Below are 324 nucleotides of genomic sequence, written 5' to 3'. Positions count from 1 at the left end.
GTGCCGAGTGCACCGGAAAGCCATGTCTTTGCCGAACCCGGCACCATGGGCATGCTGATCAACACCGGGCATCTGGAAGAAAACCCGGAGCAGGAGATGCTGCTGGTGTGTTTTCCTGATGAAGCAGGCAATCCATTTCATCTGGTGACCTGTTTTCCAGACGAAATCAGCGCGGAACCGCCAGTTACCCATTAACCCTATCGCCCATTAACCCTATTGAGTGAGGCCGTATGCCAATCCGGGAATACCACCAACGTACCCGACACTTGCCGGATGCTTACGCTGCCGGGCCGGAAAGCCTCGATTGGGATGCCCAGCCGAACC

At 56.5% G+C, this 324-nt stretch carries 1 pseudogene; it reads left to right on the top strand.

Going from position 1 to position 324, the window contains the following annotated elements:
• Positions 1–195, top strand: a pseudogene (locus Q4563_RS18135) (hypothetical protein); the annotation flags it as partial.
• Positions 196–324 lie beyond the last annotated feature (129 nt).

The sequence above is a fragment of the Gilvimarinus sp. 1_MG-2023 genome (assembly GCF_030548285.1).
Note: the sequence above shows the minus strand (reverse complement) of the source record. Positions and strands in the feature narration are given on the sequence as shown.